The sequence below is a fragment of the Pelomonas margarita genome (assembly GCF_043555875.1).
GTDB lineage: Bacteria > Pseudomonadota > Gammaproteobacteria > Burkholderiales > Burkholderiaceae_C > Pelomonas > Pelomonas margarita.
Genome location: NZ_JBIGHW010000016.1, coordinates 25,554 through 49,169 on the forward strand (window position 1 = coordinate 25,554; position 23,616 = coordinate 49,169).

The 23,616-nt window shown below is 69.2% G+C and carries 22 protein-coding genes and 1 tRNA gene; 15 read left to right on the forward strand and 8 right to left on the reverse strand.

The window, feature by feature from the left end; translation table 11 throughout:
- The first annotated feature begins 8 nt into the window (after positions 1–8).
- From ACG0Z3_RS20740 to ACG0Z3_RS20755, 4 genes are all read left to right on the forward strand, one after another.
- Positions 9–779, forward strand: a complete 771-nt coding sequence (locus ACG0Z3_RS20740) for a cytochrome c1 (protein WP_394401268.1) — start codon at positions 9–11, stop codon at positions 777–779.
- A 138-nt stretch (positions 780–917) separates the two neighbouring features.
- Positions 918–1,535 carry a glutathione S-transferase N-terminal domain-containing protein gene (locus ACG0Z3_RS20745; RefSeq protein ID WP_268168929.1) on the forward strand — a complete coding sequence of 206 codons (618 nt, stop codon included), beginning with the start codon at positions 918–920 and terminating at the stop codon, positions 1,533–1,535.
- A complete protein-coding gene (locus tag ACG0Z3_RS20750; RefSeq protein ID WP_394401273.1) occupies positions 1,535–2,041 on the forward strand; it encodes a ClpXP protease specificity-enhancing factor in 507 nt (168 codons plus the stop codon). Before ACG0Z3_RS20745 ends, ACG0Z3_RS20750 begins: the two co-directional genes overlap by 1 nt.
- Positions 2,042–2,099: 58 nt before the next feature.
- Positions 2,100–2,175 (forward strand) — tRNA-Thr (locus ACG0Z3_RS20755).
- Positions 2,176–2,209: 34 nt separating this feature from the next.
- Here the strand turns inward: ACG0Z3_RS20755 and ACG0Z3_RS20760 are convergent.
- Positions 2,210–2,545 carry a hypothetical protein gene (locus ACG0Z3_RS20760; RefSeq protein ID WP_394401276.1) on the reverse strand — a complete coding sequence of 112 codons (336 nt, stop codon included), beginning with the start codon at positions 2,543–2,545 and terminating at the stop codon, positions 2,210–2,212.
- Between the two features lie 166 nt (positions 2,546–2,711).
- Between ACG0Z3_RS20760 and secA the strand changes: the two genes are divergently transcribed.
- The 6 genes from secA (at position 2,712) to ACG0Z3_RS20790 (ending at position 10,954) form a co-directional block, all read left to right on the forward strand.
- Positions 2,712–5,456 carry a preprotein translocase subunit SecA gene (gene secA / locus ACG0Z3_RS20765; RefSeq protein ID WP_394401279.1) on the forward strand — a complete coding sequence of 915 codons (2,745 nt, stop codon included), beginning with the start codon at positions 2,712–2,714 and terminating at the stop codon, positions 5,454–5,456.
- Positions 5,457–5,683: 227 nt separating this feature from the next.
- Positions 5,684–6,184: a hypothetical protein gene (locus ACG0Z3_RS20770; RefSeq protein WP_394401282.1), complete on the forward strand. Its 501-nt coding sequence runs from the start codon at positions 5,684–5,686 to the stop codon at positions 6,182–6,184.
- Between the two features lie 29 nt (positions 6,185–6,213).
- Positions 6,214–6,930 (forward strand): PEP-CTERM sorting domain-containing protein, encoded by a 717-nt coding sequence (locus ACG0Z3_RS20775; RefSeq protein WP_394401284.1) that lies wholly within the window; start codon positions 6,214–6,216, stop codon positions 6,928–6,930.
- A 92-nt stretch (positions 6,931–7,022) separates the two neighbouring features.
- Positions 7,023–8,252 carry a bifunctional glutamate N-acetyltransferase/amino-acid acetyltransferase ArgJ gene (gene argJ / locus ACG0Z3_RS20780; protein WP_394401286.1) on the forward strand — a complete coding sequence of 410 codons (1,230 nt, stop codon included), beginning with the start codon at positions 7,023–7,025 and terminating at the stop codon, positions 8,250–8,252.
- Positions 8,253–8,345: 93 nt separating this feature from the next.
- Positions 8,346–10,484: a prolyl oligopeptidase family serine peptidase gene (locus tag ACG0Z3_RS20785; protein ID WP_394401288.1), complete on the forward strand. Its 2,139-nt coding sequence runs from the start codon at positions 8,346–8,348 to the stop codon at positions 10,482–10,484.
- A gap of 5 nt (positions 10,485–10,489) precedes the next feature.
- Positions 10,490–10,954 (forward strand): GNAT family N-acetyltransferase, encoded by a 465-nt coding sequence (locus ACG0Z3_RS20790; RefSeq protein ID WP_394401290.1) that lies wholly within the window; start codon positions 10,490–10,492, stop codon positions 10,952–10,954.
- Here ACG0Z3_RS20790 and ACG0Z3_RS20795 read toward each other — a convergent pair.
- Positions 10,929–11,834, reverse strand: a complete 906-nt coding sequence (locus ACG0Z3_RS20795) for an MBL fold metallo-hydrolase (RefSeq protein WP_394401293.1) — start codon at positions 11,832–11,834, stop codon at positions 10,929–10,931. The two genes, ACG0Z3_RS20790 and ACG0Z3_RS20795, sit on opposite strands and share 26 nt — an antisense overlap.
- A gap of 105 nt (positions 11,835–11,939) precedes the next feature.
- Between ACG0Z3_RS20795 and ACG0Z3_RS20800 the strand changes: the two genes are divergently transcribed.
- On the forward strand, positions 11,940–12,818 hold the full coding sequence (locus ACG0Z3_RS20800) for a LysR family transcriptional regulator (RefSeq protein ID WP_394401296.1): 879 nt from the start codon (positions 11,940–11,942) through the stop codon (positions 12,816–12,818).
- Here the strand turns inward: ACG0Z3_RS20800 and ACG0Z3_RS20805 are convergent.
- From ACG0Z3_RS20805 to ACG0Z3_RS20815, 3 genes are read right to left on the reverse strand one after another with little or no spacing between them, the layout of a single operon-like run.
- Positions 12,815–14,221 (reverse strand): hypothetical protein, encoded by a 1,407-nt coding sequence (locus tag ACG0Z3_RS20805; protein ID WP_394401299.1) that lies wholly within the window; start codon positions 14,219–14,221, stop codon positions 12,815–12,817. The genes ACG0Z3_RS20800 and ACG0Z3_RS20805 overlap by 4 nt on opposite strands.
- Before the next feature lie 36 nt (positions 14,222–14,257).
- Positions 14,258–14,917 (reverse strand): alpha/beta hydrolase, encoded by a 660-nt coding sequence (locus ACG0Z3_RS20810; RefSeq protein ID WP_394401301.1) that lies wholly within the window; start codon positions 14,915–14,917, stop codon positions 14,258–14,260.
- A complete protein-coding gene (locus ACG0Z3_RS20815; RefSeq protein WP_394401303.1) occupies positions 14,910–15,368 on the reverse strand; it encodes a GNAT family N-acetyltransferase in 459 nt (152 codons plus the stop codon). The genes ACG0Z3_RS20810 and ACG0Z3_RS20815 overlap by 8 nt, the downstream gene beginning before the upstream one ends.
- 52 nt (positions 15,369–15,420) lie before the next feature.
- Between ACG0Z3_RS20815 and ACG0Z3_RS20820 the strand changes: the two genes are divergently transcribed.
- From ACG0Z3_RS20820 to ACG0Z3_RS20835, 4 genes are all read left to right on the forward strand, one after another.
- On the forward strand, positions 15,421–16,092 hold the full coding sequence (locus tag ACG0Z3_RS20820) for a histidine phosphatase family protein (RefSeq protein WP_394401391.1): 672 nt from the start codon (positions 15,421–15,423) through the stop codon (positions 16,090–16,092).
- A 14-nt stretch (positions 16,093–16,106) separates the two neighbouring features.
- On the forward strand, positions 16,107–17,345 hold the full coding sequence (locus ACG0Z3_RS20825; protein ID WP_394401305.1) for a class I SAM-dependent methyltransferase: 1,239 nt from the start codon (positions 16,107–16,109) through the stop codon (positions 17,343–17,345).
- Between the two features lie 127 nt (positions 17,346–17,472).
- A complete protein-coding gene (locus tag ACG0Z3_RS20830; RefSeq protein ID WP_394401307.1) occupies positions 17,473–19,074 on the forward strand; it encodes a response regulator in 1,602 nt (533 codons plus the stop codon).
- 52 nt (positions 19,075–19,126) lie between these two features.
- Positions 19,127–19,648: a hypothetical protein gene (locus ACG0Z3_RS20835; RefSeq protein ID WP_394401310.1), complete on the forward strand. Its 522-nt coding sequence runs from the start codon at positions 19,127–19,129 to the stop codon at positions 19,646–19,648.
- Here the strand turns inward: ACG0Z3_RS20835 and ACG0Z3_RS20840 are convergent.
- The 3 genes from ACG0Z3_RS20840 to ACG0Z3_RS20850 form a co-directional block, all read right to left on the reverse strand.
- Positions 19,617–20,201 carry a DVUA0089 family protein gene (locus ACG0Z3_RS20840; RefSeq protein WP_394401313.1) on the reverse strand — a complete coding sequence of 195 codons (585 nt, stop codon included), beginning with the start codon at positions 20,199–20,201 and terminating at the stop codon, positions 19,617–19,619. The genes ACG0Z3_RS20835 and ACG0Z3_RS20840 overlap by 32 nt on opposite strands.
- A 16-nt stretch (positions 20,202–20,217) precedes the next feature.
- Positions 20,218–21,900, reverse strand: a complete 1,683-nt coding sequence (locus tag ACG0Z3_RS20845) for an alkaline phosphatase D family protein (RefSeq protein WP_394401315.1) — start codon at positions 21,898–21,900, stop codon at positions 20,218–20,220.
- Positions 21,901–22,298: 398 nt separating this feature from the next.
- Complete coding sequence (locus ACG0Z3_RS20850) at positions 22,299–23,612, reverse strand: PepSY-associated TM helix domain-containing protein (protein WP_394401317.1); 1,314 nt, start codon at positions 23,610–23,612, stop codon at positions 22,299–22,301.
- Between the last annotated feature and the right edge of the window lie 4 nt (positions 23,613–23,616).

The window sequence follows — 23,616 nt, forward strand, 5'->3', positions numbered from 1 at the left end:
GAACACCAATGAAAAAGCTGATCGCCATCCTGCTGATCACCCTGGGCTTTGCCGGCAGCGCTCAAGCCGCCGGTGGCGGCATCGCCTGGGACAAGTTCCCCAAGGAGAAGATGTCGGACATGGCCGCGCTGCAAAACGGCGCCAAGCTGTTCGTCAACTACTGCCTGAACTGCCATGCGGCTGCTTTCCATCGCTACAACCGCATGCGCGATATCGGCCTGAGCGAAGCCGACATCAAGAACAACCTGCTGTTCGCCGCCGACAAGGTCGGTGAGACCATGAAGGTCAGCCTCAACCCGCAGGACGCCAAGGACTGGTTCGGCGCCAACCCGCCCGACCTGACCGTCATCGCGCGCTCGCGGGCCGATGGCTCCAAGGGCTCGGGTGCGGACTACCTCTACACCTACATGCGGAACTTCTACCGCGACGACACCAAGGCAACGGGTTGGAACAACCTGGCCTTCCCCAGCGTCGCGATGCCGCATGTGATGTGGGAACTGCAGGGCCAGCGCGTGGCGAAGTTCGAGGACGCGCCGGATCCGCACGATCCGAGCAAGAAGCTCCACGTGTTTGCCGGCTACGAACAGCTGACGCCTGGCGCCCTGAGCGAGCGCCAGTACGATGAGGCCGTCGGTGACCTGGTGGCCTACCTGCAATGGATGGGCGAGCCGGCACAGTCCCAGCGATTCCAGCTGGGTGTCCTCGTGTTGATCTTCCTCAGCTTCCTGACCTTGTTCGCCTGGCGACTGAATGCGTCGTACTGGAAGGACGTGAAGTAACTGCCGAGTCCCGGCGCTGCTGCCCTGCAGCGGCGCCGAACCACGCAGTGGGACGCGCACAAAGCGACCCACTGCGTTTGCTTTTTGGCGCAGCGCCGCTGCGCGTTTTGATTGACTGACCCCTCGGGAGCCCAAGCCATGATGGTCCTCTACTCCGGTACCACCGACCCCTACTCGCACCGCTGCCGCTTCGTGCTGTTCGAGAAAGGCATGGACTTCGAAATCCGCGACGTTGACCTGTTCGCGAAGCCTGAAGACATCGCTCTGATGAACCCGTACAACGAGGTGCCCATCCTCGTCGAGCGCGACCTCATCCTGTATGAGTCGCACATCATCAACGAGTACATCGACGAGCGCTTCCCGCACCCGCAGCTGATGCCCGGCGACCCGGTGGCCCGCGCACGCGTGCGCCTGTTCCTGCTGAACTTCGAAAAGGAGCTGTTCGCCCACGTGAACGTGCTCGAAGGCCGCGGCATGACGGCCAAGGCGACGGACAAGCAACTGGAGAAGGCCCGCGCCCAGATCCGCGACCGCCTGACCCAGCTCGCCCCGATCTTCCTGAAGAACAAGTACATGCTGGGCGACGACTTCTCGATGCTCGACGTGGCCATCGCTCCGCTGCTGTGGCGCCTGGACTACTACGGCATCGACATGTCCAAGAACGCGCTGCCGCTGCTGAAGTACGCCGAGCGCATCTTCAGCCGCCCGGCCTACATCGAGGCGCTGACGCCGTCCGAGAAGGTGATGCGCCGCTGATGGACCAGACCCCCGCTTCCGCAGGCACGGGTGGGGGCACGTCCACCCGGCCGTACCTGATCCGCGCACTGCACGACTGGTGCACGGACAACGGCTTCACGCCCTACATCGCGGTCCACGTCGACCGCTCGGTGCAGGTGCCGATGGAGTACGTCTCGAACAACGAGATCGTGCTGAACATCGGCTTCGATGCGACCAGCGGGCTGGACCTCGGCAACGAGTTCATCCAGTTCAAGGCGCGCTTCGGCGGCGTGGCACGCGAGATCCTTGTGCCGGTGGACCACGTGGTCGCTATCTACGCACGCGAGAACGGCCAGGGCATGGCCTTCCCCGCGCCCGAGGCGCCGGCCGAAGGCGTGCCGCCGCCCGTCGCGGTGCCCGCCGAGCCGCGCCGCAGCGGCCTGCGCCTGGCCAGTGAGGCTGGCGATGAGGCGGGTGACGACGCGCCAACGCCGCCCGACGCCCCGGGCGGTGGCCCGCGCCCTGCACTCAAGCGCGTGAAATAGAGCGGCGCGACCGCGAGCCAGCGGTCGCGCTCAGTCTAGAATCTGCGCTTCTGTTTTCGCCGGCTTAGCTCAGTTGGTAGAGCAACCGCCTTGTAAGCGGTAGGTCATCAGTTCGAATCCGATAGCCGGCACCAATGAAAACCCACGGTCTCGCGACCGTGGGTTTTTCTATTTCTGCGCCAGCTTCACGCGGATGCGCCCGGGCAGGCCGGCCTGGGCCAGCAGGGCCTCCAGGCGGGGCAGCAGGTGGCGCAGCTTGGCCGCGATGGCGGCGTTGGCGACGAGCAGGCTCCAACCCTCTTCGTCCAGCGGGCCCGCCTGGATGCCGGCCATCAGCGTGCCGGGCAGCGCGGGCGCGATGACGCGCAGGCAGCGCCGCGACGCCTCCAGCCGCTCGCCCAGCCGCGCCAGGCCTTCGTGAGCGCGCAACGCGTCGGCCATCGGCGTCGGCGACGGAACGCTGGCGCGGCTGCGCGTGGGGGCCAGGTAGCGGGGCGGGGCCATGGCGGCAGTGTAGTCAGCCGGGCAGTCCGGCACAGGCCCGCTGCTAAACTGCGCCGCTTTGCGCGGCCAGGCAAACCCGCCTTGCATTGCCCAGGCCCGCCCCCAGATTCGCGCGTCACCCGGCTCCCGCCGGCCCGTGCCCAGCCCCTGTTTCGTCACCTGCAGCATGTTGCCCAAGCTTCTCACCTCGATTTTCGGCAGCCGCAACGAGCGTCTGCTCAAAGGCTACCGCCGCACCGTGCAGCAGATCAATGCGCTGGAGCCCAAGTTCGAGGCGCTGACGGATGACGAGTTGCGGGGCAAGACGGAAGAGTTCAAGCAGCGCATCACCGCCGGTGAGACGGTTGACGACATCCTGCCCGAGGCGTTCGCCGTCTGCCGTGAAGGCAGCAAGCGGGCGCTGAAGATGCGCCACTTCGACGTGCAGCTGATCGGCGGCATGGTGCTGAATGCCGGCAAGGTGGCCGAGATGCGCACCGGCGAAGGCAAGACGTTGATGGCCACGCTGCCGGTCTACCTGAACGCGCTGACCGGCAAGGGCGTCCACGTCGTCACGGTGAATGACTACCTTGCGCGCCGCGATGCCGAGTGGATGGGGCGCTTGTACAACTTCCTGGGCCTGTCGGTGGGCATCAACCTGCCGCAGATGCCGCGCGAGCAGAAGCAGAGCGCCTATGCCGCCGACGTCACCTACGGCACGAACAACGAGTACGGCTTCGACTACCTGCGCGACAACATGGTCTACGAGACGGCCGACCGCGTGCAGCGCGGCTTGGCCTACGCCATCGTCGACGAGGTGGACTCCATCCTCATCGACGAGGCGCGCACGCCGCTGATCATCTCGGGCCAGGCCGACGACCACACCGATGTCTACCTGAAGATCAACTCGGTCGTGCCGCGCCTGAAGAAGCAGATCGGCGAGCTGGACCCGCGCACGGGTGAGGGCGTCATCGAGCCGGGCGACTTCACGGTGGACGAGAAGTCGCACCAGATCCACCTGACCGAGGACGGCCACGAGAACGCGGAAGCACTGCTGGCCCAGGCCGGCCTGATCGCCGAGGGCGCGAGCCTGTACGACGCGGCCAATATCACGCTGATGCATCACCTGAATGCAGCGCTGCGGGCCCACCACGTCTATCACAAGGACCAGAGCTACGTCGTGCAGAACGGCGAGGTCGTCATCGTCGACGAGTTCACCGGCCGCCTGATGTCGGGCCGCCGCTGGAGCGACGGCCTGCACCAGGCCGTCGAGGCCAAGGAAGGCGTGCAAATCCAGGCCGAAAACCAGACGCTGGCGTCGATCACCTTCCAGAACTACTTCCGCATGTACGGCAAGCTGTCGGGCATGACGGGCACGGCCGACACCGAGGCCTACGAGTTCCAAGAGATCTACGGCCTGGAAACCGTCGTCATCCCGCCGAACCGCCCGACCATCCGCAAGGACGAGCTGGACCTGGTCTACAAGACGGACAAGGAAAAGTACGCCGCCGTCATCGAGGACATCCGGCGCTGCCACGAGCGCGGCCAGCCGGTGCTGGTGGGCACGACGTCCATCGAGAACTCTGAGCTGATCTCGGGCCTGCTGAACCAGGCCAAGCTGCCGCACAACGTGCTGAACGCCAAGCAGCATGAGAAGGAGGCGCAGATCGTTGCCCAGGCGGGCCGCCCGGGCGTCATCACGATCGCCACCAACATGGCCGGCCGCGGCACCGACATCGTGCTGGGCGGCAACGTCGAGAACCAGGTCAAGTTCATCGAGGCCGACGAGGCGATTCCGGAAGGCGAGAAGGCCGCGCGCATCCAGCAGCTCAAGGACGAGTGGCAGGGCCTGCACGAGAAGGTCAAGGCCGAGGGCGGCCTGCGCATCATCGCGACCGAGCGCCACGAAAGCCGCCGCATCGACAACCAGCTGCGCGGCCGTGCAGGCCGCCAGGGCGACCCGGGCAGCTCGCGCTTCTACCTGTCGCTGGACGACCAGCTGATGCGCATCTTTGCCGGTGAGCGCGTCCGCGCCATCATGGACCGGCTCAAGATGCCTGAGGGTGAGGCCATCGAGGCCGGCATCGTCACGCGCAGCATCGAAGGCGCGCAGCGCAAGGTCGAGGCCCGCAACTTCGACATCCGCAAGCAGCTGCTGGAGTACGACGACGTGTCGAACGACCAGCGCAAGGTCATCTACCAGCAGCGCAACGACATCCTCGAGGCCGAGCAGCTGGTGGCGCAGATCGCGTCGCTGCGGGCGTCCACGCTGACTGACGTGGTGCGCACCTACGTGCCGGTGGAAAGCCTGGAAGAGCAGTGGGACCTGCCGGCGCTGGAGCAAGTGCTGCGCGAGGAGTGGCAGATCGACGTGTCGCTGGCCGAACTGGTCAAGAAGAGCGACTCCATCACTGATGAAGAGATCGTCGCGGCAGTCGTCAAGGCCGGAGACGAGCTGTTCCAGACCAAGATCGACCGCGTCGGCATCGAGCAGTTCAACCCCTTCATGCGCATGGTGCTGCTGCAGAGCATCGACCAGCGCTGGCGTGAGCACCTGGCCGCACTGGACTACCTGCGTCAGGGCATTCACCTGCGTGGTTACGCCCAGAAGAACCCCAAGCAGGAATACAAGCGCGAGGCCTTCGAGCTGTTCTCGCAGCTGTTGGACGTCGTGAAGATGGAAGTCACGCGCATTCTGATGAACGTGCGTATCCAGAGCCAGGAAGAAGCCGACCGGGCCGCCGAGGCCATCGAGCAGCGCGCGACGGGCCTGTCCAACGTGACCTACCAGCACCCCAACGAGGACGGCTCGGTCAGCCAGGAGGTCGACCCGGCCACGCTGCTGGAGCAGTTCGGCCACGTCGGCCGCAACGATCCCTGCCCCTGCGGCAGCGGCAAGAAGTTCAAGGCCTGCCACGGCAAGCTGGCCTGAGTTCCCGCGCGTGAATTCGTCACGGGCCGGCATTGCCGGCCCGTTTTGCGTCAGGCGCTGCCCCTGGCGGCCCCGCCCAACTGGGGGGGAAACCGTGCGTTTGCGCACAAAGCGGAGTGTCGTCCACGCGCATGGGGGGTGCTCTGGGGGGATGAGGCCCCCTAGAGTGCAGTCCCAGAACATGTTGCTACCCGGGTTTGTCCGGTAGAAGTTCAAGAAAGCTCGTCATGAAAGCCTTGTTTGCCGCCGCCGCTCTCAGCCTCGCTTCTGCCGCGTTTGCCGGCACGGTGACGGTGTCCCGGTCTGATTACCTGGACGACACGGGCGATGGCACCTCGTTCGTCGAGACCGGCCTGTCGCTGTTCACGCTGACCGACAGCACCTGGGTGAGTGGCTCGCTGAAGACCACTGCCCTGCAGGGGGTCAGGCCTTCCATCGACATCGAAAGCGTGTCGCTGAAGAACCAGACCACCGGCGAAGTGCTGAGCTGGGTGGAGTTGGTTGGCGTCAACTGGGCGGCTGCCCGCGTGGGCTTCGAGGAATGGAGCTTCGCGACCCGTCAGCTGGACGCCGGCGCATGGACGTTGAACGTGACGGGTACGGCCTTCAGTGACAAGGACGGTCAGGGCTTCTCGGCAGCGATGGAACTGCCTGAGCCGGATGCGGGCTGGCTGGCCCTGGTTGCGGTGGGCGGCGCCCTGGCAGCCACGCGCCGTCGCAAGGCTTGATAGACACGCAGCGTCACCAGGAACAGATCATGATTTCTCGCACCACCAAGTTCGCTGCCGTGTTCGCCGCAGCTGTCGTCAGCCACACCGCCCTGGCGGCGACCGAGCAGGTCGACGTGGCCTGGAAGGGCAATTCCGCGCTTGCGGGCGAGCGCATGAAGGCGTTTGTCGACGGCGATCAGGTTTATGGCGGCTCCAGGGGCGCGCTGGCGCACGAGCTGGGCTACACGCAACTGGCCGGCGGCACGTCCACCAGCTTCGAAGCTTTCTGCATCGAACCCACGCAACCCAACTCCAAGCTCACGGCAACGTACGACAAGTCGGTCCTGGGTGGCAACGAGGGCAAGCTGCTCGCCGCGCTGTACACGACCTCGTACAAGACCGGCGCGGGCGCTGCCTGGGATTCCGTGGCGCAGGCCGCGTTCCAGACCGCCGTGTGGGAGCTGACCCAGGAGAAGGCGGTCAACGGGTCGACGACCTACGGCATCCTCGACGGCAACTTCTCCGTCACCGGTGCCAGCGGCGTGACCTCGCTGGCCAGCACCTTCCTGGCGAGCGCACTCAGCTACACCGGTACCAGCACCTACTCCGTCTATAAGCTGACGAACGGTGACTACCAGGATCTGGTGGTCGCGACCAAGCTGACGTCGCCTGTGGCCGTGGTGCCCGAGCCCGAGTCCTACGCCCTGCTGCTGGCCGGCCTCGGCGTGGTGGCTTGGGTGGCCCGCCGCCGCCAGCCGCGCTGACCTTCAGCCGCTTCATCGAAAAGGCTCCTTCGGGAGCCTTTTTGCTTTCCTAGAATCCCCGGGTTTCCCTGACCTCTTTCACTGAGCACGCCATGCCCGTCAACCTGTCCGCCCCCGATCCCGCCACCCTGTTGCCCGTGCCGGGCGTGCGCCTTGGCGTGACGATGGCCGGCGTGCGCAAGGCCAACCGGCGCGACCTGACCGTCATCGCGCTGGACGAGGGCGCCGCCGTGGCCGGCGTGTTCACGACCAACCGCTTCTGCGCCGCGCCGGTGCAGGTGTGCCGCGAGCACCTGGCCGCGGGTGCCGCCGTGCGCGCGCTCGTCATCAACACCGGCAATGCCAACGCCGGCACCGGCGCCGACGGCCTGTCCCGCGCGCGCCAGACCTGCGAGGCGCTGGCCGGCCTGATCGGCTGCGAGCCGCAGCAGGTGCTGCCGTTCTCCACCGGCGTCATCATGGAGACGCTGCCGGTTGACCGCATTGCCGCCGGCCTGCCCGGTGCGCTGGCCGCGCTGCAGGCGGCCAACTGGGGCGAGGCCGCCGCCGGCATCATGACGACGGATACGCTGCCCAAGGCCGCGTCGCGTCGCATCACGATCGGCGGCGTGCCGGTCACGCTGACGGGCATCTCCAAGGGTGCCGGCATGATCCGCCCCAACATGGCGACGATGCTGGGCTTCGTCGCGACGGACGCCAACATCGCGCCGGAGCTGCTGCAGCCGCTGGTCAAGGAAGCCGCCGACGCGTCCTTCAACCGCATCACCATCGACGGGGACACGTCCACCAATGACTGCTTCCTGCTGATCGCCAGCCGCAAGGCCCCGCACGCCGAGATCACGTCGCTGGACAGCGCCGACGCGAAGACGCTGCGCGAAGCGCTGATCAGCCTGTCGCAGGAGCTGGCCCAGGCCATCGTGCGCGACGGCGAGGGCGCCACCAAGTTCATCGCCATCACCATCGATGGCGGCCGCGACGAGGCCGAGTGCAAGCTGGCGGCATACGCCATCGCCCACTCGCCGCTGGTCAAGACGGCCTTCTTCGCCAGCGACCCGAACCTGGGTCGCATCCTGGCAGCCGTCGGCTATGCCGGCATTGGCGACCTGGACCAGAGCCTGATCGACCTGGACCTGGACGACGTTGCCGTCGTGCGCCAGGGTGGGCGCCTGCCCGCGTACCGCGAGGAGGACGGCCAGCGCGTCATGAAGCAGAGCGAGATCACCATCCGCGTGGGCCTGAACCGCGGCTCGGCCAGCGCCACCGTGTGGACCTGCGACCTCAGCCACGACTACGTGACGATCAACGCTGACTACCGGAGCTGACGCTGCGTGCCGGGTGAAACCCGGAGTGACCATCGGCCGAGGCGGATGGCGCGGAGACAATCCGCGCCTTCTTGACCCCCAGGACTTCGCACGATGAAGCTCGCCCTGACCGCCGTCACCCTCGCGGCCACGCTCGCCACTTCGGCCCATGCCCAGTCGCTGACCTACCCGGTCACGCGCAAGGTCGACCAGGCTGACGTCTATCACGGTACCTCGGTCGCCGACCCCTACCGCTGGCTGGAAGACGACAACAGCGCCGAGACCAAGGCCTGGGTCGTCGAGCAGAACAAGGTCACGGACAAGTTCCTCGACGCCATGCCGCAGCGCCTGCCGGCGCGCCGCATCTACACCGAGCTTTACAACTTCGAGCGCTTCGGCATCCCGTTTCGCGAGGGCGGCCGCTACTTCTGGAGTCGCAACGACGGCCTGCAACAGCAGAACGTCATCTACACGGCCAAGTCGCTGAAGGACGCGCCCACCGTGGCGCTGGACCCCAACCTGCTGTCCAAGGACGGCACGGTGGCGCTCTCGGGCCTGGTGCCGTCGCGCGACGGCAAGCTGATCGCCTACGGCATCGCCGGTGCCGGCTCCGACTGGCAGACCTGGAAGGTGCGCGACCTCGCCACCGGCCAGGATCTGGACGACAAGATCGAGTGGGTCAAGTTCAGCAGCGCGGCCTGGACGGCCGACGGCCGTGGCTTCTTCTACTCGCGCTACGACGCGCCCAAGGACGGCGAGAAACTCAAGGGTGCCAACTACTTCCAGAAGCTGTACTACCACCGCCTGGGCACACCGCAGAGCGACGACGTGCTCGTTGCCGAGAACCGTGACGACAAGGAATGGGGCTTCGGCGCCGAGGTGTCCGACGACGGCCAGCTGCTGCTGATCAGCGTCTGGAAGAGTGCCGGCAGCAAGAACGGCCTGCTGGTGCTGCCGCTGCCAAAGGGTCGATTTGATGGCAGCTTTGCCGGCGGCAAGCCGCAGGCCATCACGGTGGATTTCGATGCCATGTACAGCCCGGTCGCTGCGCAGGGCGGCAAGCTCGTCGTGCGCACCGACAAGGGCGCCCCGCGCGGCAAGCTCATCAGCATCGACCTGAAGAACCCCGCGCCTGCGCACTGGAAGACGCTGGTGGACCAGGGGCCTGACGCGATGACGCAGGCTTCCGCCGTGGGTGGCCGCTACCTGCTGAGCTACCTGCAGGACGCCGCCACGCTGGTGCGCGTGCATGGCGCCGACGGCAAGCGCCTGAGCGAGGTCCAGCTGCCCGGCGTGGGCACGGCCGGCGGCTTCGGCGGCCGCTGGAGCGACACCGAGACCTTCTTCAGCTACACCAGCCTGACGACGCCGGCCGAGATCCATCGCTATGACGTCAAGACCGGCAAGATCGAACTGTTCAAGAAGCCCAAGACGGCCTTCAACACCGACGAGTTCGAGACCCGCCGCGAGTTCGTCACCAGCAAGGACGGCACGCGCTTCCCCATCTTCATCGCCGCCAAGAAGGGCTTGAAGCTGGACGGCAGCAACCCGACGCTGCTGTACGGCTATGGCGGCTTCAACATCTCCATGACGCCGGCCTACGGCGTCACGGCGGCCAGTTGGCTGAAGATGGGCGGCGTCTACGTCATCGCGTCCATCCGTGGTGGTGGCGAGTACGGCTCGGCCTGGCATGAGGCCGGTACCAAGCTGAACAAGCAGAACGTGTTCGACGACTTCATCGCCGCTGGCGAATGGCTGGTCAAGAACAAGGTGGCCAGCCCCTCCACGCTGGCCATCAACGGCGGCTCCAACGGCGGCCTGCTGGTGGGCGCGGTCGTCAACCAGCGGCCGGAGTTGTTCGCTGCCGCGGTGCCGCAGGTGGGTGTGCTGGACATGCTGCGCTACCAGCACTTCACCATTGGCTGGGCCTGGGCCACGGACTACGGCACCAGCGACAAGGCCGACATGTTCAAGGCGCTGTACGCCTACTCGCCGCTGCACAACATCAAGAGCGGCGCGACCTACCCGGCCGTCATGGTGACCACGGGTGACCACGACGACCGCGTCGTGCCGGCGCACAGCTTCAAGTACACCGCCGCGCTGCAGGCCGCCGACACCGGCCCGGCGCCCAAGCTGATCCGCATCGAGGTCAATGCGGGCCACGGCGCCGGCAAGCCGACCTCCAAGATCATCGAGGAGCGCAGCGACATGCTGGCCTTCATCGCCAACACGATGAAGCTCGAGGTGAGGTGAGTCCGGTGGTCGCGATCCGCGACCTGGGCGTCGACGATGTCGACGCCCTCGTGGCGCTGTACCAGCACCTGAACGCCGGCGATGCGCCTCCGACGCCCGCAGCCATCCAGGCGGCGTTCACGCACCCCGGTCTGCGGCACTTCGGTGTCTTTGAGGAGGGCTCTCTGATTGCCAGCTGCAATCTGATGGTCATCCCCAACCTGACGCGGGGCGGCCGTAGCTACGGCGTCATCGAGAACGTGGTCACACATGCGGATCATCGCGGTCGTGGCCACGGCCAGGTCGTTGTCCGGCATGCCGTGCAACAGGCTGCGGCGGCAGACTGTTACAAGGTTGTGTTGACGACCGGCAAGAAAGACCCCGCCGTGTGGGCGTTCTACGAGCGCTGCGGCTTCGACCCCAGCGACAAGCGCGCCTTCGTCATCCGCAGGCCCGCCGGAGGCCTCACCACTTCATCTCGCCTTTGTTGACCTTGGCGCCGATGTCCAGCGCGATGCCCAGACCCGCGTCCGGGTAGGCCTGCTGCAGCGTGCCGATCAGCGCAGCGGCGTTGGCAGCCTTGGGCAGTTCGGTCTCGAAGCGGGCGAGGTAGTCCTGCGTCCAGCGGATCTGCGTGGCGTCCTGCGGCGTGCCGGCGCGGCTGTGGCCGGGGATGACACGCAGCGGCTGCAGCGCGGCCATGGCCGACAGCTTGTCGCGCCAGGCAGCACGCTCCTGCACGGTCGGCGTGTCGGCCGTCCACACGTGCAGGTCGGCAAACACGTTGACGCCACCGGCGACGGTGCGCAGCGACGGAATCCAGACATAGCTGCGGTGCGCCAGCGCGTCGTCCAGACCGCGGATTTCCAGCTTCTCGCCCTCCAGCTCGATGACCGGCGTGGCCAGCGCCTCGGGCAGCGGTACGGTCTGCGGTGCGTTGGCGCCCAGGCGCGGGCCCCACACCTGCAGCTTGGTCGGCAGCGTCGCCGCGATCTTCTTGACGGTGGGCGCGGTGGCGACGACGCGCGCCTGCGGGAAGAAGGCCTTCAGCACGCCGATGCCGAAGTAGAAGTCGGGGTCGGCCTGACTGATGTAGATGGTGGTCAGCGTCTTCTTGCTGTCCAGCACCATGCCGGCGATGCGCAGCGCGTCGGCGCGCGTGAAGCCGGTGTCCAGCAGCACGGCGTCGGTCTTGCCGCTGACGAGCACCGCGTTGACGTGGAAGCTGCCGGCGTCGGCGTTGTAGACCTGCAGCGCCAGCGGCGCCGGGGCGGCGGCAGGTGCGGTGGCCTGGGCGCCGGCGTCGGTGAGGCCCAGCGTGAGCGCGGCCAGCGGCAGGGCGAAGCGGCGCAGCGTCTTGAGGGGGTTCATGGCGGTCCTTGGAGAGGTGGAGGGAATGACTTGCACTCTATTTGCGCTGGTTGGATGAATAAACGCCGCTAAAGTCGCTTCTTTGTCAACTGGATCGAGCAAATCATGGACCGCCTGATCGCGATGCAGGTGTTCGTGGAGGTGGCCGAACGCGGCAGCCTGACGCAGGCGGCCGATGCGCTGGACATGTCGCGCGCGATGGTGTCGCGCTACCTGGAGAGCGTGGAGCGCTGGCTGGGCGCGCGGCTGCTGCAGCGCACGACGCGGCGCGTCAGCCTCACCGAAGCCGGTGCCGGCGCGCTGCTGCGCTGCCGGCAGATGCTGGAGCTGGCCCGCGAGGCCGAGGCGGCCGCCGGCGAGCAGCAGCTCGCGCCTCGTGGCCGGCTGCGCGTGACGGCCAGCGCCTCGCTGGCGCAGGCGCGGCTGGCGGCGGCTGTGGCCGAGTTCCTGGCCCGGCACCCGGACTGTGAGGTGGAGCTCGTCGTGCTGGAGCGCGCCGTCAATCTCGTCGAGGAGCGTATCGACCTGGCCGTGCGCATCAGCAACCAGCTGGACCCGGGTCTGGTGGCGCGGCCGCTGGGGCGCTTCAACTCAGTGCTGTGCGCCACGCCGGGCTACCTCGCCGGTGCGCCGCCGCTGGTCACGCCTGAGGACCTGCGCCAGCACCGCTGCGTGACACATGCCTACGTCAACCGCAGCGACTACACGCTGCAGCACGCCGGCCAGTGGCTGCGCGTGCCGGTGCGCGCCGTGCTGCAGAGCAACGACGCGGCCGTCATGCACCGCGCCGTGCTGGCCGGCGCGGGCCTGGCCATCCTGCCGGACTACCTTGTCGACGACGACCTGCGCGCCGGCCGCCTGGTGCGCGTGCTGCCGGGGTGCGAGCCGGAGTCGCACGCCATCCACGGCGTCTACCTGTCGCGGCAATACCAGCCGCTGGCGCTGCGCCTGCTGCTGGACTTCCTGGCCGAGCGCTTCGGCTAGAAGTTCACCGCCTTGGTCTTCAGCCCGCGCGCCACCAGCGTCGCGTTGATCAGCTGCGCCTGCTCGCGGTTTGTGAACGGCCAGACGGTGGCGCGCCAGCCCTCGGGCGTCTGGATGACGTCGGCCTGCAGCGCGTCGGGGTTGCCGTGCACGCCGGCCAGGCCTTCCTTCATCTTCTTCAACAAGGCCTCGGCGTCGGCCTTGCTGCCGGCCGGGCCCACCAGCGCCACGGGGGCGCCGCCACTCTTGGCCGGCGCTTCGGCCAGGCGTGTCATGCGCGGGTCGGCGGGCTCGGCGCTGCGCTCGGCATCGGTGGCCGTGCCAGGTGTCGCCGTGCGGGTGGGCGTGGCAGGCATCGTCACCGGCCCGGCGGCCGCGCCTGCGGGGCCGGCCTCGGCCGGCCTGGTCGAGCGCAGCGGCGGCCGCTCCAGGCCGTCGGTGCGTTCCACCAGCCGTGGGCGGATGTCGGGCATGCCGTCGACGGCGGCCGTGCCGTGGCGCGGCAGCTCGCTGGCGGGCACCGGCGTGTTGGGCGTGCGTGTGGGCGCCGGGTCAACACCCGAGGCGGGCTGGGAGGCCGCGTCGGCCGATTCGGCCGCGCCCGAAGCCGCCTCGGCGGGTTCGGCCGCAGAAGCCGCGTCCGCCGGGGGCGCCACCGACGCCGATGCGGGCAACGCAGCCGCAGACGCGGCTTGGTGGGCGGCAGGTGCGGCCGGGGCCGGCTCGGCATGCGGGTCGGCGGCGTGGCGCGGCCACAGCAGCCAGGCGCCCACGCCCAGCAGCACTACGGCCGCTGCCGCCGCAGCAGCCACGCGCTTCAGGTCCCACAGGCGCCGGCCGATGATCTGCGACGGAATGCCTCGCCCGCTCAGCACGCGGGTGCGGGCCGTGTCCACGTCGATGCCGGCGCTCATCAGGTAGAGCTCCAGCGGCCAGCCGCCGCGTTGTGCGGCCAGTTTCTCGTCGATGACGATGACGCGCCACGGCCTGGCATCCTGCGCGGCCGGCGCTTCCGTGTAGCCATGCGCCAGCGCGAAACGCTCGATGCGGTCCACGCTGAGCCCGGGCAGGAACTTCTCGCTGAACGCCCGCCACTGCGTGCGCGGCTGGCGGCCCTGCAGCTTGCCGAGCAACTGGCCGGGCAGGGCCTGCAGGCGCTGCAGCCACACGGCCCAGCGCGACACCGGCGGCGAGCCGTGCAGCTCGTCGAACGCGCTGACGACGTCGGTCAGCACCGGCTCGACGACGCTGCCCGTCTGCGCCGCCGTGCGCACGAACGGCAGCGCCACCACGCCAATGGTGTGCACGTCGCCCGCGCGGATGCGGCGGGCGAGCGGGTGGCGGTTGTGCCAGTCAACGATCTGTTCGGCCAGGCGCTCCATGACTCGTCGATCTTCCGTCATGCGCTGCGAGGCGACGCCTCGAACAGCGCCGCCAACTCAGGCCAGTTGCGCCAGCAGCCAGGCGTTGATGTGCGCGATCTCCTCCGGGCACACCGAGTGCGGCATGGGGTAGTCGTGCCACTGCACCTCGTGGCCCAGCGCGCGCAGCGCGTCGCGGGCGGCGGTACCCCTGGACAGCGCCACGATGGGGTCCTGCGTGCCGTGGCCCAGGAACAGCGGCAGGTCGGCATTGGCGGCGTGGCGCTCGGCGGCCGTCGTCGGCGCCAGCGGCAGGTAGCCCGACATGCCCACCGCGCCGCCCAGGCGCTCGGGGTAGCGCAGCGCCGTCATCAGCGTCATGGCGCAGCCCTGCGAGAAGCCCATCAGCACGATGCGCTCGGCCGGCATGCCGCGGGCGCGCTCGGCGTCGATCAGCGCGGCGATCTGGCGCTGCGATTCGCGCAGCCCGGCCTCGTCTTCCTGGCGCTGCAGGTCCACCACGCGGATGTCGTACCAGGCCCGCATCACATAGCCGTTGTTGATGGTGACCGGGCGCTGCGGCGCATGCGGGAACACATAGCGCACCGGCCCGATGGCTGCCAGGTCCAGCTCGCCACAGATGGGCACGAAGTCATAGCCGTCGGCGCCCAGGCCGTGCAGCACGATGATCGTCGTGCGCGGGTTGGGGCCGGTCTCGATGACGTGGGTGTCAAGCATGGGAGGTCCAGTCTTTCTTTAGCAGTTCAAACAATCGGTCGCCGTGCGCGTCCACCCCGTCGCCCACGGGGCGCCAGCCGGCGCGGCGGTAGAAGGCCTCGGCGCGTGAACCGGGCTGGGTGCCCAGGTCCAGTCGCTCGTGGCCCTGCGCAAACAGCCAGTCCACCATCACGTTGTGCAGCACGCGGCCGTGGCCCTGGCCGTGCAGCGCCGGGTCCACGAACATGGCCCAGATGTGGCCGCTGCGCGCGTCGCCGATCGCGAAGCCGGCAATCCGCAGGTCCGGGGCCGGCGCCAGCTCAACGACCCAGCCGCGGCCGTGCGTCTCCAGGTGGGCGTGCAGCTCGGCGTCGGAGATGCGCCCGGGCGTCAGCGTGTTCTCGGTGACGGCGTAGCGCACGCGCCAGAGCTCGGCGGTGTCGTCTCGGGTGGCTTGGCGCAGGCGTGACATGACGTCATTGTCGCGACAGCCGGCGCCCGGCCGGCCCGTCATCATGGCGGCCATGGGAAGCCTCTACCTCGTTCGCCACGGCCAGGCCAGCTTCGGCGCCGCCGACTACGACCAGCTCAGCCCCACCGGCCACGAGCAATGCCGCCTGCTGGGCGCCTGGTGGCGCGAGCGCGGCCAGCGCTTCGATGCCGTCTTCACGGGCACGCTCAAGCGCCATGCGCAATCACTCGCCGGCATCGCCGAGGGTTTTGGCGAGGACCTACCGGCCGTTGCGATGCCCGGCCTGAACGAGTACGACAGCGAGGCCATCGTGCGCGCCATCCACCCCGGCCCGCTGGCCAAGCCCACGGATGCCGAGACGGTGAAGCAGCACTTCCGGTTGCTGCGCACGGGCCTGTTGGCCTGGATGCGCGGCGAGGTCGCCCCGGCGGGCATGCCCACGCATGCCGAGTTCGCCTCCGGCGTGGCCGACGCGCTGGCCCGCGTGCTGGCCGGGGGGGCGGGTCGGCAGGTGCTCATCGTCTCCAGCGGCGGGCCCATCTCCACGGCCGTGGGCCAGGTGCTGGCCTGCCCGGCGGAGTCAGTCGTGGAGCTCAACCTGCGGCTGCGCAACGCGGCTGTCACGGAGTTCGCGTTCAACCCCAAGCGGCATCATCTCGTCAGCTTCAACACGCTGGCGCACCTGGATCATCCGGCGCAGCGCGGGCTCATCACGCACGCTTGAGACAATCCGGCTCGATGTTCACGAGCCTGATCACCCCGCCCCCCGCCGCCACGGCGCCTGCGCATGAGCGCTTCCTGCACCTGCTGCGCCTCGCGCTGGCCAGCGGTCAGTTCGGCAAGCTGCTGCTGTCCGGCCCGGTGGCGGTGGACGGTGAGGACGCCGATGTCGAGCGCCTGACCGTGCGCGCCATCGAGCTGCGCGGCGAGCCGGCGCTGAGCTTTCTGTGGCGGCACCGCACCAAGGACGTCACCAAGAACCACGCGCCCGCCTCCGGCCTGGCCGAGATCGCCGCGCTGCTTGGCGCGCGCTTTCGCAACGCCCATCTGCACACGGCGAGCGAGGAAGTGCAGTTCGCCGTCAGCCGCAAGGGCCGCGAGACCCTGCGCGTCACGCGGCTCGATGCCGCCGCAGATGAGCCGGCCACCCCCGCCGCGCACGACAAGGCCAAGCACCGCCCGCTGGAGATGGCGCATCCCGTCTGGCGCGCGCTGGGGCTGACCCACCTCGTCAAGGGCGAGCCGGCGCTGGTGCCGGCGATGGCGCGCAAGTGGAAGCAGATCAACCGCTTTGTCGAGATCCTGTCCGCCGCCGTGGACGAGGCCCAGCTGCAGGGCCCGGTGCGCGTGGCGGACTTCGGCTCCGGCAAGGGCTACCTCACCTTTGCCGTGCACGACTGGTTGCAGGCGCAGGGCTTGGCGCCGCGCGTGACCGGCATCGAGCTGCGCGACGACATGGTGCGCCTGTGCAACGCCGTGATCGACGGCGAGCAGCTGGTCGGCATCCGCTTCGACCAGGGCGACGTGCGCACCCAGCCGGTGCAGCCGCTGGACGTGATGATCGCGCTGCACGCCTGCGACATCGCCACCGACCACGCGCTGCACGTCGGCCTGCAGAGCGGCGCCCGCATCATCATGAGCTCGCCCTGCTGCCACAAGGAGATCCGGCCCCAGATGCAGCTGCCGGCGGCGCTGCGGCCCGTGCTGCAGCATGGCATCCACCTGGGCCAGGAGGCCGAGATGGTGACCGACAGCCTGCGCGCGCTGCTGCTGGAGAGCCAGGGCTACCGCACCCAGGTGTTCGAGTTCATCGCGCTGGAGCACACCAGCAAGAACAAGATGATCCTGGCCGTGAAGGCGCAGGGGCCTGCTGCCCAGGCCCTGGCTGCGCGCCGGCCCGAGCTGCTGGCGCAGATTGCCGAGATCAAGCGCTTCTACGGGCTGCGCGAGCAGCGGCTGGAGCAATTGCTGGCGTGAGGCGGCGACAGCAAGTGGTGGGCTGGCAGCAGAAACCTCTGCGCAAGATTCCCATTACTGCCAGACTGCGGTGACCCAAGACGTAGCCGGAACCCAGGTGGACCCCGCTTTCTCACTGTCTGGCGGCATGCCGATGGACAAGCTGCTCGTGCTCATCATCGACGAGGTCGAGCTGGCCCGCTCCGTGCTGGGCAGCATGCTGCGCAACCTGGGCGTGCGCCACCAGCACCTGCACACGGCGCGCCGCCCGGAAGAGGCGCGCCGCATGATCAAGAGTGCGCCCCAGCCCTACGACCTGATCCTCAGCGACATGACGTTCCGTCAGGAGGGGCCCAACGACATGACCGGCCAGGACCTGCTGGACGAGCTGCGCCAGGCCAAGGGCCTGCCCATGCAGACAGCCTTCATCATGGTGACCGGCGAGGCCCGCTACCAGCATGTTGCCGAGGCGGTGGAGGGCGCGCTGGACGACTACCTGCTCAAGCCCATCGCGATGCGCCAGTTCGAGGAGCGGCTGCAGGTGGTGCTGGCGCGCAAGCAGGCCTTCAGGCCGATCTTCCAGGCCATTGAGGAGGCGGACTACGCCAAGGCGGCCGAGCTGTGCGAGGCCATGTTCCGCGACAGCGAGCTCTACAAGGTCTATGCCGCGCGCATCGGCTCCGAGCTCTACCTGCGCCTGGGCCGGCTCGACGCCGCGCGGCGCATGCTGGAGGCCGTGCTGGCCTTCAAGGCCGTGCCCTGGGCGCGGCTGGGCCTGGCACGGCTGGACCTGCGCGATGCCGACACGGCCAAGGCCTGCCGCGCGTTGGAGACCCTGCTGACCGATAACCCGGCCTATGCCGACGCCTACGACGTCTACGGCCATGCGTTGTTGGAGGACATGAAGGTCGAGGCCGCCGCCGAGGTCTTCGCCAAGGCGGTGCAGATCACGCCGGGCAATGTGTCGCGCCTGCAGAAGCTGGGCGCGTTGCAGCTCTACCTCGGCCACAGTGTGGAGGCGGCCCGGCACCTCGGCGCGGCGCTGGCCATCGGTGCGCAGGCTCGCGTGCTGGACTTTCAAGGCGTCGTCGCGCTGGCCATCGCCAGCCTGGACCTGGGCGAGGGCGACGCCTGCGAGCGGGCCTTCCAGCACCTGGAGGCGGCCCTGGGCCGCCATCCCGACAGCTACCGCGTGCGCATGTTGACGCTGACCAGCGAGGTGGCGCTGCAGCTGTCGCTGCGGCGCGCCGAGGCGGCGCTGAATGGCCTGCGCCAGCTGGCCGCGCAGATCGAGCAGCCCGAGTTCAGCTACGAGATGGCCAGCAGCCTGCTGATGCTGCTGGTGCGCTGCGCCGGGCAGCAGCCCATCCCGCAGGCCATGACCTGGGCCATGCGGCTGGCGCGGCGCTTCTGCGTGTCGCGCGCGCGCACTCACCTGCTGGAACTGGCTGCCGCGCCGATGCCCGCGGTCGAGGCGCTCGTGCGCGACGCGGCCCAGGCCATCAACACCCAGGCGAACGAGGCGATGGCGCACCTCGTGCGCAAGCAGCACCAGCGCACGCTGGAGGCGCTGGCCGAACTGGCGGGCAGCAGCCTGAATGCGCGCATCATCAACCTGGCCCGTGCGACGCTGAACCACCATGGCCAGCGCCTGGCGCCCGAGGCGCTGCTGCGGCTGCGCCAGGCCATCGACCCGCTGCACGAGCGCTACACCGACGCCGGCCGGCAACTGGTGGAGCGCAAGGACTGATCAGGCCCCGGCTATGCTGCGCGCCCGTTCACGCCTGCTCCAGGTTCAACCCATGCGCCCCACCTCGCTCCTGATGTCCCTGTCGGCCGTGCTGGTCCTGACCGGCTGCGCGGCGTCGCACCAGCAGCAGATGACGTCGGCGGCCACCACGCCGCTGTCGGACCTGAACCTGGTCAACGCGCCCATCCCGGACACGCTGTTGCAGGCGCAGCAGGCGCCCTACCGCCTGCCGGCCGACCCGAGCTGCCCGGCGCTGGCGGCTGATATCCGCGCGCTGGACGCGGTGCTGGGCGCCGACCTGGACACGCCCGCCACCGACGCCAACCCCAGCCTCGTGGAGCGTGGCGGTGACGCCGTGACGGGCGCAGCGAAGCGTGCGGTGGAGGGGGCCATCCCGTTCCGCGGCTGGGTGCGCAAGCTCAGCGGCGCGGAGCGCTACTCGCGCCAGGTGGCCGCCGCCATCGCAGCGGGCACGGTGCGGCGGGCCTTCCTGAAGGGCATGGCGCAGGCGCGGGCCTGCGAGGCCGTGCCGGCGCCGGCGTTCAGCGCCGCGTCTGGCGCAGCCGCACGCTGAAGGCGATGCCGGCCAGGCCGGCCAGCAGCAGTGCAACGCGGCCGGGTTCCGGCACGACGGCAGCCTGTGCCACGCCGCTGAGGTTCAGGCGCCAGAAGCCGCCCTTTTGATCGTTGGCGTTGAGGTCGTAGCTGGGTTGGTTCCAGTCGGCCAGCGCGATGGGCGTGTCGGCGTCGTAGCTGAAGCCCTCGGCCAGCGTGTTGCCCAGCGCGTTGTTGGATGCGGCGTTCAGCACGAGGCGGTAGCTGCCGGCCGACAGGGCCGTGAACTGCAGGCCGGCGTCGTAGTGGCCGGCACCGGCGTTGACGACCGAGCCGCCGTCGTCGTCGTTCAGCACGAAGGTGCCGCCGCTGGACAGGAAGAGCTGCGGGTCGAAGTTCAGGCCTGACTGCCACGAGTCGGTCCACAGGCTGACGGTGCTGCCGGCGGCGACCTGGAAGTCGATGACGATCTTGTCGTTGTGATTGATGGCCTGGCCGGAGAAGCTGAGGTCAGCGGCCTGGGCGCCAAGGGCCGCTGTGGCGAGGACGAGGGCGAGAGTAGCTTTGTGCATGTCGGTTCCTTCGGGATCAGGGGGCCAGCAGCGGCGGGGTGGCGCGCGAGGGCGTCTGGGCCGATGGGCGCAGGCGGTTCTCGCCGTGGCGCACCTCGAAGGCGGTGGCGAAGGTCTCGATGTTGCTGGGGCTGGCTACGGTGTCCACGTACCACCACTCGGCGACGGTGCGGTCGCGGTTGACGTCCACCAGCATGTAGCCGCGCCGGGTCAGCTGCACGTACTTGAAGTGAGGGTTGTAGAAGCGGATGGCGCCTGCCACCTGTCCGCTGGTGTCGTTATCGATGCCGGGCGAGGTGACGGACGTACCGACGAACTCCACCGCGAGCGAGCCCGTGCCGGTGGCCTTGTCGTACTGCGCCGGGTTGTAGGGGTCGGGGTGCAGGTCGGCGGCCCAGCTGCTGTGGATGTCGCCGGTCAGCACCACGACGTTGTTGACCGGCGGCCGCGCCGCGTCGCCGCGCAGCGCGTCGTAGAGGCGGTTGCGGGCCGGCTCGTAGCCGTCCCACTGGTCGCCATTGATGAAGTAGAGGCCGGGGTCGGTGGCCTGGTTGCTGCCCGGGGCCTTGAGTTGGGCGAACATGACGCCCTGGCCCAGCAGCTTCCAGCGCGCCGGCGTGCTGCGCAGGCGGTCGATGAGCCAGGCTTCCTGCGTGGTGCCCAGCAGCGTGCGGCTGGTGTCGCCGTAGCCAGGGTCGGTGGTGGCAAAGCCGGCGCCGAAGGCGGTGGCGTGCGGGGCGGTGGTCAGCTGCTGCGAGCGCTCGCTGAGGCGCTCCTCCAGCATCAGCAGTTCGGCCAGGTCGCCGTAGGCAAAGCCGCGGTGGTTGTCGCGCAGGTTGCCGCCGTTGGCCGGGCGCATGGGCATCCACTCGTAGTAGGCCTGCAGGCCGGCGGCCAGGCGCGTTTCCCAGTCGCCCTCGGTGCCGGGCTGGTGGTTCTGGGCGCCGTGCTTCCAGGCGTCGTTGGTGATCTCGTGGTCGTCCCAGATGGCGATCATCGGGTGCTGGCGGTGCAGGGACTGGGCGTCGGCGTCGCGCTTGTACTGGGCGTGGCGCAGGCGGTAGTCGGCCAGCGTGACCATCTCGTGCGCGGGCTCGGGCGTGCGGCGGGTGCCGTACTGGTTGGCGCCGTACTCGTAGAGGTAGTCGCCCAGGTGCAGCACCAGATCCAGGTCGCCGCGGGCAGCGATGCGGGCATAGGCGTTGAAGTAGCCGTAGGCGTGGTTGGAGCAGCTCACCACGGCCATGCGCAGGCTGTCCACGCCGGTGACGGGCAGCGTCTTCGTGCGGCCCACGGGGCTGACGGCGCCCTCGGCGCTGAACTGGTAGTAGTAGGTTGTGGCGGGCTGCAGGCCGGTGGGGTCGACCTTGACGGTGTAGTCGCGCGACGGGTTGGTCTTGGTGCTGCCGCGCTTGACGACCTGCGTCAGCGCCGGGTCGGTGGCGATGACGTAGCTGACCGTGACCGCCGGCTTGGGCACGGCAGGCGTGACGCGGGTCCACAGGATGACTCGGTCGGCCAGCGGGTCGCCGCTGGCCACGCCGTGCTGGAACACCGTGTGGGCGGCCACGGCCTGCGCGCCCAGCGGCAGCAGGGCGGGCGCGGCCACGAGCGCCACGGTGCCGGCGCCGGAGCGCTTGAAGAAGTCGCGGCGGCTGCTGGCCTCGCGGGCGGGAGGAACTTGTTTCGGGCGGCCCATGGCGTACTCCTGACGGTGAGCACGACTATCGCCCGCGTTTTTGACGCGGCTGAGACAGCGCCTGCGTGAGCCGGACCATGACGCGCGGCGGCAAAGAAGAAGCCCCGCCGGCGCAAGCCGTCGGGGCGAGGGGCGCTTCACACCGCCCGGGACACCCACCTGGCGGCGGGCATGGGGCTGCGGCGTGGATCACAGCGCAGGCGGCCAGTCTGGCGAGGCCCCGGTGGGGGCGACGCAATGCGGGCCTGGAGGGTCGCGGACGGCTCGCGGTGCCGTCTCGCCAGGGGCCGCAGCGTTGCCGGGGGCCGTGCACTGGTGACGGGATGGATCATCGGCGCAGCCGTGCGTGAACAAACCCACGATCAGCCGGGGTGGGCCCGGCTTTTTCAGCGGCAGCCTCAGCCGGCGGCGCGGGCGCGGGCGCGCAGCCGGGCCAGGGCCTCCAGCGCCAACATCACCAGCAGGCTCCAGCCGAACACCGGCAGCGCCCAGGCCAGGCCGGCCATCAGCGGCCACAGCCACAGCGGCACGGCCTTCAGCGCGCGTGCCTGCAGGGTGGGCGCCCCCACCTTGCCGCGAGGGCGGCGCTGCCACCACATCACCAGGCCCGACACCACCGAGAACACTGCTGCCAGCGCGGCCAGCGCCAGCAGCACCTGGTTCCACACGCCGAACTCGCCGCGGTGGAAGGGGATGCCCACGGCCGTGGCACGGGCCAGTGCAGGCAGCCGCTCCCAGCCGCTGGCGAACAGCGTGGCACCGCTGCGGGCGTCTAGCGCGAGCTGGAAGCGGCCAGTGGGCTGGGTGCGGTCGAAGTTCTCGACGCGCCACACGCCGTCGGCACCTGCCGGTGGTGTGATCTGCATCGCGATGTCGGGTGCCTGCGCCACGCTGCGATCTAGCGCAGCCTGCCAGCCCAGGTGCGGGCCGTCACCGGGCGCCGAGCGCAGAGACTTGGGCGCCTTGGGGGCGTTCTGGTCCAGCGAGGCCTGCATTGCGCGAAAGCGCTGACCGCTGTGCTCGGCCCAGGTCAGGCCCGTGACCAGCACGATGGCCAGTACCAGGCCCAGCGCGATGGCGACGATGGCATGCAGGTCGCGCCATGTCGCGCGGCCGCGGCCCCAGCGTGGCACGAGGGCGCGCCAGCCATCGCCGCCACGGGCCTGCGGCTTGGGCCACCACATCACCAGGCCGGTGGCGAACAGCACCAGCATCCAGCTCGCGCCCAGCTCGATCAGCCAGCGCCAGCCGTCGCCCTGCAGTGCGTTGGAATGCAGCTTTTTGGCCCAGGTCTTGAAGCGTTCCATCTCCTGCAGTTGGCCCAGCACCTGGCCGGTGTAGGGGTTCACGTAGACGATGCTGCCTGACGGCAGGCCGTGGTCGTGTTCGCCCGCGCCGTGGTGGGCGTGCGGTGCGCGCAGCCAGACCTGCGTGCTGTCATCCGCTGCATGGGCGGGCACGACGTAGCGAAGCGCCGCGTCGGGCGCGGCCGCTAGGGCTGCAGCCACCTGGGCGTCCAGAGGCAGGCGCTGTGAACCCACCGTGACGTGGTCAACATCGGCATGCCGCCAGGCCTCGATCTGCGGCGTGAAGACGTAGAGCAGGCCGGTCAGCGCGGCGAACAGGATGATGGGGCTGGCCACCAGGCCGGCCCAGAAGTGCAGGCGCCAGAACAGCCGGTTCAGCGCGGACGATGCGGAGATCGTGCTCATGTAG